The organism is Vibrio sp. SCSIO 43009, assembly GCF_023716525.1.
Taxonomy (GTDB): Bacteria; Pseudomonadota; Gammaproteobacteria; order Enterobacterales; family Vibrionaceae; genus Vibrio; species Vibrio alginolyticus.
Window position 1 is genome coordinate 1,463,633 of record NZ_CP071842.1, and the last position, 11,296, is coordinate 1,474,928.

The window sequence follows — 11,296 nt, forward strand, 5'->3', positions numbered from 1 at the left end:
TTTATTATGCTAGATAAAGTAGGCGGAACGGGTCGTGGTGAACTATACGGTTTAGGCGACACCATTAAAACCAACAAAGCAGAAAAAGCGCCGGAAACAAAGCTTGAAGCGGGCGCCGTTAAAAGCCAAAGTGAGTCAGGTGTTTCTGGTGCAGCACGCTACCAGTTAGAGACACCTAAAGCTCCTACAGTGAGTAATCAAGCTCAAGTTGTTGCAAACTTAATGAGTGCTCTTGCGCCGACGGTGAGCTCATTAATGAGCACAACGATGAAAGCACTTAACGGTGAGGAGGTGATCAAGTCACCATCAGATGCGGTATCACAATCGTTGACGCTATTAACATTGTTGTATCAAGTATCAAAGCTGAGCCGTGAGCAGCAAGTGCTACAACGTGAAATTGCTGTTGAAGCAAACGTCGCGAGTTTAGAAAGCCAAGCGGCAGAACTCAACAACTCGGCAAGCGCAATGATCGCGATGGCAGTCGTTTCGGGTGTACTAGCGGGTGCTACCGCAATTATTGGTGCCCTTGGTTCTTTCAAAGCAGGGAAAGAAATCAAGAATGAAATGGCGAGCAATAATGTACTTAAAACGCAAAAAGCTGGCTTCGATCAAGCAGAAGAGTTATTAAATAACAATAGCTTGTCTAAAACGCAGCAAGATCAGGTTAAGCGTGCGCACTCACTAGCGAAAGACAATATCGCAGACACGACAGCGCAGCTGACAAGTGGTGGCCGTAAGTTCGATAAGTTGATGAGCTCAAACCAAGCGAAGAACGCGATTCTTCAAGCTTTGGGCCAGATGGCAAACTCAGCATCGAATGTAGAGCAAACCAAAGCGCAAGCGCGCAGCAAAGATGATGAAGTACAAGCGACTCGCGCACAAGCAGCCAAACAGAAAGCCGATGAAAACATTGGTTTCCAAGAAGGCTTATTGAAAGAGCTACGTGACTTGTTCCGATCTATCTCAGATAGCCAGAACCAAGCGTGGCGAGCATCAGTCCCAACGGTGTAACCATCCGTTTCACTAACTACAAAGCGTTGTTTATACAACGCTTTTTTTATGGCATTCAAGTCTAAATGTTATTTATCAGTAGGTTAAGTTGATAAAAAAGTATATATCTATAAATCAACCTCCAAGGATGAGAACTCAAACGTTATCAAATTGTTAACGATTGCTATACTTAAACGGTCATTAACACAAGTAAAAGGGATGTTCAATGTTTAAGTTTAAGCAAATCGCACTTGCGGCTTCTTTGGCTGCACTCACAACAGGCTTTTCTGCGTCTGCGGAGGAAACGTTTGTCACGATTGGTACCGGTGGCGTAACAGGGGTTTATTATCCGACTGGTGGCGCTATTTGTCGCTTGGTTAACAAATCGCGAGAAGATCACGGTATCCGTTGTTCGGTAGAAAGTACTGGGGGATCGATTTATAACATCAACACTATTCGTGCTGGTGAATTGGACCTTGGTATCGCGCAATCAGACTGGCAATATCATGCTTACAAAGGAACCAGTAAGTTTGAAGAAAGCGGGCCTTTTAAAGAGCTGCGCGCCGTATTCTCCGTTCATCCAGAACCGTTTACTGTCGTTGCACGTAAAGACGCGAACATCAAAACTTTTGATGACTTGAAAGGTAAGCGCGTCAACATTGGTAATCCTGGTTCTGGTCAGCGAGGTACTATGGAAGTGCTAATGAACCAGTATGGTTGGAGTAACGACGACTTTAAGCTTGTCTCTGAGTTAAAAGCAGCAGAGCAATCAAAAGCACTTTGTGATAACAAAATTGATGCGATGATTTATACCGTTGGTCACCCAAGTGGAGCGATTAAAGAAGCCACTACGTCGTGTGATAGTAATATCGTAACGGTAGCTGGACCTAATGTAGAAAAACTGGTTGCAGACAACAGCTTCTATCGTGTCGCAAATGTCCCAGGTGGTATGTATCGTGGTACAGATAGTGATGTTCAAACCTTTGGTGTGGGCGCGACGTTTGTTTCTTCTACTGCGGTACCAGAAGATGTGGTTTATAACGTGGTTAAAGCGGTATTTGAAAACTTCGATGATTTCCGCCGTCTCCACCCAGCGTTTGCAAACTTGAAGAAAGAGGAAATGGTAAAAGACGGTTTATCTGCGCCTCTTCACCCAGGTGCGCTCAAATACTACAAAGAAGTAGGGCTGATTAAGTAAGCGTTACTTTCTCTTATTATTGATGTAAAACGCCATCTTTCTCGATCAATGCCACTCGTTTAACCGCGAGTGGCATATTTCTATTTCTCGTCATCCTGTACAGCGACGAAGGAGCGTGATACAGGATCTTCTATCCGAGCACTTTGTGATCAAAATGGTTTCATTAGCCGCTCAGTGTAGTGCTATTAGATTCCTAACCTCGCTGGAGTGACACAAAAAATCGTTAAGCTATCTGCATTAATCTTTCGCGCTGGTGTTTTTGTAGGATTGTTATCCACTTGTACAAGTTTTGCTTAAACATAAACATCAATGAAAAAGTAGATAGTGATGAGAATAGAAGAAAGAGCAACAAACCCTTTAACATGATTGGGATTCAGTTGACGAGAGACACGAGCTGCAAGATACCCACCTACCAACGTACCGACCAAAACAACACTACCTGTGTGCCAGTCAATGGAGCCATTGGCAACAAAAATCACGATAGCAATGAGTGAAACACACGTAGATACGAGCAATTTCAAACCGTTCATTAAATTAATGTCTTGGTGGCCCGCTACTACCAGATAGCTCAGAACAATAACCCCTAAACCTGCGTTGAAAAAACCACCGTAAGCAGAGACACCAACAAGTAATAAACCCAACGCGATTGCTCCGAGTATGCCAGCATGTTTGTGCTCTTTCGCGACAGTTTTGATTAGCATTGTTAAACGAGAACCGGTGAGAAAAAGCACGGTGGCAAATAAGAGTAACCAAGGGATAGCTTCCATAAATAGCGATTCTGGCGTGTTGAGCAACAGATATGCTCCGACAGCGCCGCCGACTAAACTGAATGAGACTGTGAACAGCAGTTCATGCTTGTTCTTCATGATCTCTTCTCTGAACCCGACGGCTCCGCTAATGTAACCCGCACATGAAGCATACGTGTTTGTTGCGTTAGCCATAATAGGAGGAACACCTACTGCCAATAGAGCCGGAAAAGTAATAAAGCTTCCGCCTCCTGCTATGGAGTTAATGATCCCACCAATTACGCCAGCAATGAATAAAAGTGAGAGTTCTAAAAGCATAAACAATCCTTGTTATGTTCTTTTTTATTGTTAGAGCTTCAGATGATCTAACCTACATGCTCTAATGTTCTGATATGAGGTTTACTTTACCCGCTCTAAAACAAAATTGTTCAGTTCTGTAACGTTTTTGATGACATGAACGGCTTTACTTTGAGAGTACCCTTCGAGGCGATACATAAAGTCATCATTCCAGAATGCGGGGCATTGCTGAAGAACTTTGTAGCTTTGTAACGTTCCTTTCAGTACCGAACTACCATCAGGCCAACCTTCAGGTTTTATGAATAGTCCTTTAAGGAGACGTTTCGTCACAAACCAATAGCTTACGGAGTATGGTAGATCAATATAAATGAGAGTATCGGCTGCATCTAAACGAGCGTTGAAAGAGCTGATCGGTCCAAGGCCATCTATAATCCAACGATCTGAGCTTAGTATATTGCTATGGGCTTCATCAAAAACGTTACGCTCAACGGGAGCACCGTTTGGTTTATAGACTATTGAATCTAATTGATGAAGAGGAAGACCGGTAGCAGACGCGATTGCTTTACTTACCGTCGATTTTCCACTGCCGGGTTTACCAAAAACTGCTATTTTTTGCATTGTGACCGCCTCCAAGAGAGCTTTTCCCATACGGTAGAGACAGAAAACCCACCGCTATGGGTGGGTTCGATAAATACTGAGCGCATCAAAAAATCCCACCATTCCTATGGAATGATGATAATTCGTTGGTTAAGTTGCGCTAAGTGTGTGTTCATACAATCACCTTCATATAACGACAGTGATTTGTCAATACCATCTGCACAATAAGCGAACGATTTGGAGGGCGGAAGATAAAGCCATCACGATGGATGGCTTTATCTAGGTTGAAAGAGACAGCGATTACTGCTCAACGCTGACTGGCTGTGCTTTAAACTTTTGAATCAGCTTTACGATTAGTGGACTTGCCAATACCAATACAGCTAAAACAGTAAAGGTAAGGGTAATAGGACGCTCCCATAGGAAACTCAGTTCTCCATCTGAAATCATTAATGCGCGGCGTAAGTTCTCTTCCATTAATCCTCCAAGGATGAAGCCCAGCAATAAAGGTGCGAGCGGGAAGTTAGCGAGCCGAAGTGCAATGGCAGCCATAGCCACAATCAGCATCACGAACACATCCATAGTGTTAAAAGAGACCAAATAAACCCCGGTGATTGAGAAGAATAAAATCATCGGTAGAAGCACCGTTCTTGGAACCGCCAAAAGCTTTGAAATGTACGGAATCAATGGTAAGTTCAGGATCACAAGTACGATGTTGCCGAAGTACATGGAAATGATCACTGACCAGAACACATCTGGGTGTTCAACAAATAGGCGAGGGCCAGGTTGAATACCATAAGCGATCAGCGCACCGAGCATTATTGCTGTTGTACCAGAGCCCGGAATACCAAGCGTTAATAGCGGTACAAATGAACCACTAGATGCTGCATTGTTCGCAGACTCTGGCGCAACCAAACCACGGATACTGCCTTTACCGAACTCATCCTTTTTCTCTTTAGGTGCGAGGTTGCGCTCCATACCATAGCTTAAAAAAGCAGCAATGGTTGCCCCTGCGCCAGGAAGAACGCCAGTGAAGAAACCTAATATTGAAGAGCGAATTGAAACAGGCGCAACATCTTTGATTTCTTCCTTGGTCACTTTCATTGAGCCAATGTTGCTCAGCTTTTCTTGTTCTTCATTGCTGGTGTCTTTTGATGGTTTAAGGATGCCCATCAGTGTCTCACCCAGTGCGAATGTCGCCATTGCAAGCAACAAGAAGCTAAAGCCATCCATTAAATCCGTTAAACCGAAGGTAAAGCGTTCAACGCCTACGCCTTTATCGATTCCAACTGTAGATAGCATCAAACCAAGAATGGTCATCATCCACGCTTTGATTACCTGACCTTTCCCCGCAAAAGCCGCGACTGCTGATAACCCAAGTAGCATCAACGCAAAATAGTCCGACGATTGGAAGCTAAGGGAGACGCTAGCCAATGCTGGTGCGGCAACAAGCAACATAATGGCAGATAGCGTACCGCCAGTGAAAGACGAATAAGCTGCCAAAGCTAATGCTTTACCTGCCTGGCCTTTTTGAGCCATTGGGTAGCCGTCGAATGCTGTGACCACGGTTGAAGAACAACCCGGCGCGTTAATTAAAATCGACGATGTAGAACCACCAAATACCGCACCGTAATAAACACCCGCCATTAAAATAAGACCAGAGGAGGGCTCTAGACCATAAGTAATTGGGATCATCAAAGCAATGGCTGAGATCGGCCCAAGTCCAGGTAACATGCCGATAAATGTACCGACGAAGCAACCAACGATCACCATCATAATGTTCATTGGCATTACTGCGGTGGATAAACCTTGTAGAATTCCATCTAACATAATTCAGTCCTTTCTTTGGCTACCAGATGGTGAAAATCAAACCCGGTTCGAGATAGATGTCCAAACCTTGAGTGAGTAATAAGTAGAACGCGATCACGAATGGAAACGACGCGCCAAACAGAACGGGTTTACGTCTTTCCCCGAGCAGATAAAAGCCAGCCAATAAAAACAAGCCAGTAGCTATCACAAAACCTAGATAAGTCAGGCCCACGCCGTAGAGCGCCATTAAAATTAAAAAGGCAATCAGTAACTTCCAATTGAAGGTCAGCACTGCGCCACTTTGTTTATCTGGTTGTCCTGTCACCAGCAATAGCAAAGAAAGGCCGACACCAACGTAAGTCAGGATGGTTGGCAGAGTGCGTGCGGTGAATGGTTCATACTCATCACCTGGAAACAATGGAATCTGCGAGGTTTGATAACCGTAGCAAAGACAGAAGAGTAGAAAGATCATTGCGCCGACGCGGTCACGACAGAGCAAGTACTCTTTGGTGAAAAAGTTGGTTGAACGAGGCATATTCAACTCCTAACAAAAGTAAAAAAGACCGCATATGGACGTCAATGAATAAACTAAACCATTAACAATTAAGCATTTCGCTGCTAGTCGAGCCGCTTTGGGTATATAAACAAAGGAGTGTGCATGCCGATTGTCGACAATGTCCATATGCGGTGAAACTTAGAGTGCAAATACAATGGGGAAATACCAACCTACGTTATTCATTGAGGTTGGTATCTGAGGGACCCCAATTCGACTGTTACTTCAGGAAGCCTAACTCGCGCATTAAGTCACCCATCTGTTGCTCTTGATCTTCAAGAAACGCGAAGAATGCTTTATCCGCTTTATAGTTGTCGATCCAACCATTGCGGTCTCGAACGACTTGCCATTCGTCGGTGTTATACATTTTAGTAAATGCGGCATTCCATTCATCTAGCTTTTCTTGGCTTGTGCCTGGTGCTGCAAAGAATCCACGCCAGTTAGCAAAGACAGTTTCATTACCATATTCGGTGAGAGTTGGAATGTTAGGCGCAGCTTCTAAACGTTTTGGTGCTGTAATCGCTAACACTTTCACTTGCCCAGACTTAGACATTTCGAGTACTTCACCTAGCCCTGTAGAGAGCAGTTGTGTTTCGCCTGAAAGTAGGGCAGCCATGGCTTTTCCACCTGCATCATAGGCAATGTAACGAACTTTGCGCGCATCAAAACCTTCACCTTTGAAAGCTGCTGCTATAACCAAATGATCCATAGAACCACGAGCAGAGCCACCAGCAACCTTCACCTTACGTGGGTTTTCTTTAAAAGCTTTAACGACATCTTCCCAAGAGCTATAAGGAGAATCGGCTGATGTAACAATGGCGCCATAATCGGCAACCGTTGCGGCAACAGGTGTCAAGTCGCGGAAAGATTGTGGGAAGATCCCACTGAGCGAGCGAACGACGATCGGTGTTGAGTTCACCATGAGTGTGTCTTCTTGACGATCAGCCGTTTCAATCAAATGTGCGATTGCTTTGCCACCGCCACCACCAGATAGGTTTTGAAATGATACGGTTTCGACGATGTCTGATTTTATTAATACATCACCAGTACCTCGGGCGGTCATGTCCCAACCGCCACCGGCACCTCCAGGGATAAGAAAGTGCATTTTTTCAATATCTGCAGCAAGAGCGTTGAATGAAAATGAAGCTGCGATGATTGAAGCTGCGAGCGTTGGTTTGAGTACCTTTAACATGTTCACGTTCCTTATGTTAGCGACTCTATTTAGTTGAGCCTTATTGTTTTTGCTCAGTTGTCATGCCTTGTAAGCGTTAAAGCTGAACTTGGTGTAAAGGTTAATTAAGTGTTAAATATCTGTCTGTAAAAGAGATATAAAGAGAATATTGAGCATTTCGGTTATTTTGTTCATAAAGTTCACGGCGAGAAGTTGGTGTTAGGTCACGCGGCTTTACGCTTTGGTAGGCCATAATAAAATGACGGAAAATGAACGAGGAAAAGAGAATGAAAGGGACGTGTTTGTGCGGCGCAATTGAAGTCATCGCTGAGGTTAAAAATGAGGTTAGCCTGTGCCATTGCTCTATGTGTCGAAAATGGTCGAGTGGCGCACTTCATGCGGTGCATTGTGGGCCTAACGTGATGTTTAAAGGTGGCGAACCTAAACGTTATCAGTCGTCAGACTGGGGTGTGAGGGGGTTTTGCGGTGAGTGTGGCACAAACCTTTTCTACCATTTGTTGCCGACAGGTGAGTACATTCTTTCCGCTGGTTTGTTCGATAACCCAGATTTCAAACTCACTTTAGAGATTTTTACCGATGAAAAGCCAGCTTATTATGACCTCAATTCCGCTTCACAAAAGATGACTTCGCAACAAGTCTTTGATCAATTTGTACCTAAAGAATAGTTTTTTATCCGATTATTGTTCGACAGCTGAGCTTTTAGTTTTTAGATCATAAGCTTAAAAGTTTATAAGTTGTCGACAATATGAGTTCCCCATTCTTTATCCCTGCTAAAAACGGCACTTAATAGGCATTTTAGGCCCATTTAAATTACGACCTTAGTCTAAATTGTCGACAATTTACTTGATTGTCGACACTTTGATCGACTACTTTATATTCAGGTTAAGAAATTGTAGACATTTCGATGTCGGTAACAAGAGTATCTGAATATGAACTCTGAGTTGAAAGCTCGTTATAAAGTGCTGGGTTCTGAGAAAGAACACACCAAATCCGAAACGCTGACCGAAACACTGATTGAAGTCATTGTTAATGGCGATGTGAAGCCTGGCCATAAGATATCAGAGCCTGAGCTAGCAAAGAAATATCAGGTCAGTCGTGGGCCTTTGCGTGAAGCATTGATGCGCTTAGAGGGGCTAGGGCTCATCGAGCGAATTCCTCATGTTGGGGCTAGAGTGACCACTTTTTCTCCGGAAAAGCTGATAGAACTTTATGCCGTTCGAGAAGCATTGGAAGGCATGGCGGCAAGGTTAGCTGCGCGACACATTACGCAAGAAGAGCTCTTAAGCTTGGAAATGCTATTGTCGACACATTCCAAGCATATAGACCAAATGGAAGGCGCATCTTACTTCCATCAACATGGTGACTTTGATTTTCACTATCGCATCATCCAAGCGAGCAGAAACAGTAAGTTAATATCTCTGCTGTGTGATGAACTCTATCACTTATTACGGATGTATCGTTACCAGTCGCCACGTGCGCAATCTCGCCCGAATGAGGCGCTCACCGAACACAAATTCATTTTGGAAGCCATTCGCAATCGCGATGAAGAGCTTGCAGAAATGTTGATGAGAAGACACATATCAGGAAGTCGAAAGCTCATCCAATCTCAAATTATACATACAGAAAGTTTAGACAAAGACTAGAAGGAATTCGTCATGAGCTTAACACCGGGAGCGAAATTCAGACTCGCCATTGAACAAAATAATCCACTACAAATTGTCGGCACTATAAACCCGTATTGCGCCATGATGGCAAAAAACTTGGGTCACCAAGCGATCTACTTGTCTGGTGGCGGTATCGCAAATGCGTCATACGGATTGCCGGATCTCGGTATCACAACATTAAACGACGTTTTGGTTGATGTTGACCGCATTACTAACGCATGTGATTTGCCTCTTTTGGTTGATATCGACACGGGCTTTGGCGGTGCATTTAACATTGCTCGCACGATCAAAGCGATGGAAAAAGCAGGCGCGGCAGCGGTGCACATGGAAGACCAAGTCGCACAGAAACGTTGTGGTCATCGTCCGAACAAAGCAATAGTCAGCCAGCAAGAGATGGTTGATCGTGTAAAAGCCGCGGTTGATGCACGCAATGATGAAAGTTTCGTGATTATGGCTCGTACTGACGCGTTAGCTGTTGAAGGCATGGACAGCGCAATCGAGCGCGCGATTGCGTGTGTGGAAGCTGGCGCAGACATGATCTTCCCCGAAGCGATGAACAAGCTGGACCAGTACCTTCAGTTTTCAAATGCGCTTGAGCAAGCGACCGGAAAGCACGTTCCTATTCTGGCGAATATTACAGAGTTTGGCGCGACACCGCTGTATGGCTGCGATGAGCTAGCGAAAGCAAAAGTGGACATGGTGCTTTATCCATTAAGTGCGTTCCGTGCCATGAACAAAGCTGCTGAAACGGTCTACAAACATTTGCTAGAAGTGGGTAATCAGGAAGCACTGGTTGATTCGATGCAAACACGTAAAGAGTTGTATCAGCACCTGAATTACCACGACTATGAAGACAAACTTGACCAGTTATTCTCTGAAGGGAAATAGCGGGGAAAAGCAAAAATAGACGGAAGCCCAAGAAAAAGATAATCGGAATTTATCTCATCTAATAACGTGAAATTCGTTTGGCTAAAAACACCCCAGAGAGGGAAAAGTCAGACAGAAAAGGAGTTCAAACAATGTCTCAAACTGCAGAAAAGAAAGCAGAATTAGGTGGCGCAGGCCTTCGTGGTCAAAGCGCAGGAAGCACAGCTTTATGTACTGTCGGAAAAACGGGAACTGGTTTAACTTATCGTGGATACGATATTACTGATCTTGCGAACAACGCACAGTTTGAAGAAGTGGCTCACCTTCTGTTACGCGGTCACTTGCCGAATCAACAAGAACTTGATGCGTACAAGACACACCTACTCAGCCTTAGAGGTTTGCCAGCCGAGCTAAAACAAGCTTTAGAGTTGATTCCTGCAAGCGCACACCCAATGGACGTAATGCGCACGGGTTGTTCTGTATTGGGTAACCTAGAGCAGGAAATGAGCTTCGAGGAGCAACTGAAAGCAACCGAACGTATGCTTGCCTTGTTCCCTGCCATCATCTGTTACTGGTACCGCTTTAGTCATGATGGCGTGCGTATCAACACCGAGGATCAGACTGAAGATTGCATCGGTGGTTACTTCTTGCGATTACTTACAGACAAAGCGCCATCTGCGCTGCACAAACAAGTGATGCATTGCTCGCTTATTCTTTATGCTGAACATGAGTTTAATGCTTCTACATTCGCAGCACGCGTTTGTGCATCAACGTTGTCAGACATCCATTCTTGTATCACGGCAGCAATCGGTACGCTTCGTGGACCACTTCACGGCGGCGCAAACGAAGCGGCGATGGAAATGATTGAAGATTGGCAAACGCCCGATGAGGCGGAAGCGAACATCATGAAAATGCTAGCCAATAAAGACAAGATCATGGGATTTGGTCATGCAATTTATCGTGAAAGTGACCCTCGCAACGCCTTAATAAAACGCTGGTCCAAAGAGCTATCGAAACAAGTTGGTGATACACATCTATATGCGGTTTCTGAGCGTGTTGAATCAGTGATGAAGCGAGAGAAAGGTCTGTTCTGTAATGCGGACTTCTTCCATGCATCGGCTTACCACTTCATGGACATTCCAACCAAACTATTCACCCCAATCTTTGTGATGAGTCGTTTAACGGGCTGGGCTGCACACGTTTATGAGCAACGTGCCAATAACCGCATCATTCGCCCAAGTGCTGATTACACGGGCCCAGATCATCAAGAATGGGTGCCTATCGAGAATCGCTAGCGCGAAGGTCAACGAGGGCATTATATGCTTTGGTTGACCACCTCCTTCCTTTGTCATTCTCTCTAACAGAGGAAGGAGATCCTCTCATCAC

The 11,296-nt window shown here is 44.7% G+C and carries 11 protein-coding genes; 6 read left to right on the top strand and 5 right to left on the bottom strand.

What is annotated here, in order from left to right:
* Window positions 1–6 precede the first annotated feature (6 nt).
* Window positions 7–1,011 (top strand): type III secretion system translocon subunit VopD, encoded by a 1,005-nt coding sequence (gene vopD, locus J4N43_RS07165; protein WP_005377262.1) that lies wholly within the window; start codon window positions 7–9, stop codon window positions 1,009–1,011.
* Window positions 1,012–1,216: 205 nt separating this feature from the next.
* Window positions 1,217–2,188, top strand: coding sequence for a TAXI family TRAP transporter solute-binding subunit (locus J4N43_RS07170; protein ID WP_005388171.1), 972 nt, complete (start codon window positions 1,217–1,219; stop codon window positions 2,186–2,188).
* Between the two features lie 293 nt (window positions 2,189–2,481).
* Here the strand turns inward: J4N43_RS07170 and J4N43_RS07175 are convergent, their stop codons facing one another.
* The 5 genes from J4N43_RS07175 to J4N43_RS07195 form a co-directional block, all read right to left on the bottom strand.
* Window positions 2,482–3,252 (bottom strand): sulfite exporter TauE/SafE family protein, encoded by a 771-nt coding sequence (locus tag J4N43_RS07175; RefSeq protein ID WP_047102688.1) that lies wholly within the window; start codon window positions 3,250–3,252, stop codon window positions 2,482–2,484.
* An 81-nt stretch (window positions 3,253–3,333) separates the two neighbouring features.
* Window positions 3,334–3,849, bottom strand: a complete 516-nt coding sequence (locus J4N43_RS07180) for a P-loop NTPase family protein (RefSeq protein ID WP_005377268.1) — start codon at window positions 3,847–3,849, stop codon at window positions 3,334–3,336.
* Between the two features lie 279 nt (window positions 3,850–4,128).
* The gene (locus tag J4N43_RS07185; RefSeq protein WP_005377271.1) at window positions 4,129–5,655 is read right to left on the bottom strand and encodes a tripartite tricarboxylate transporter permease; all 1,527 of its coding nucleotides are present in this window, start codon (window positions 5,653–5,655) and stop codon (window positions 4,129–4,131) included.
* 19 nt (window positions 5,656–5,674) lie between these two features.
* Window positions 5,675–6,169, bottom strand: a complete 495-nt coding sequence (locus J4N43_RS07190; protein ID WP_005377273.1) for a tripartite tricarboxylate transporter TctB family protein — start codon at window positions 6,167–6,169, stop codon at window positions 5,675–5,677.
* Between the two features lie 238 nt (window positions 6,170–6,407).
* Complete coding sequence (locus tag J4N43_RS07195; RefSeq protein WP_005388181.1) at window positions 6,408–7,379, bottom strand: tripartite tricarboxylate transporter substrate binding protein; 972 nt, start codon at window positions 7,377–7,379, stop codon at window positions 6,408–6,410.
* Window positions 7,380–7,645: 266 nt separating this feature from the next.
* On the opposite strand from J4N43_RS07195, the gene J4N43_RS07200 reads away from it, so the two are divergent.
* The 4 genes from J4N43_RS07200 to prpC all read left to right on the top strand — a co-directional run bounded on the left by J4N43_RS07200 (window position 7,646) and on the right by prpC (window position 11,205).
* Complete coding sequence (locus J4N43_RS07200) at window positions 7,646–8,044, top strand: GFA family protein (protein ID WP_199266791.1); 399 nt, start codon at window positions 7,646–7,648, stop codon at window positions 8,042–8,044.
* Window positions 8,045–8,308: 264 nt separating this feature from the next.
* Entirely contained in the window at window positions 8,309–9,022 is a 714-nt protein-coding gene (locus J4N43_RS07205) for a GntR family transcriptional regulator (RefSeq protein ID WP_005377279.1), read from the top strand.
* Between the two features lie 12 nt (window positions 9,023–9,034).
* The gene (gene prpB, locus J4N43_RS07210) at window positions 9,035–9,931 is read left to right on the top strand and encodes a methylisocitrate lyase (RefSeq protein WP_005388185.1); all 897 of its coding nucleotides are present in this window, start codon (window positions 9,035–9,037) and stop codon (window positions 9,929–9,931) included.
* Window positions 9,932–10,062: 131 nt separating this feature from the next.
* The gene (gene prpC / locus J4N43_RS07215; RefSeq protein WP_005377283.1) at window positions 10,063–11,205 is read left to right on the top strand and encodes a bifunctional 2-methylcitrate synthase/citrate synthase; all 1,143 of its coding nucleotides are present in this window, start codon (window positions 10,063–10,065) and stop codon (window positions 11,203–11,205) included.
* Window positions 11,206–11,296: the final 91 nt, after the last annotated feature.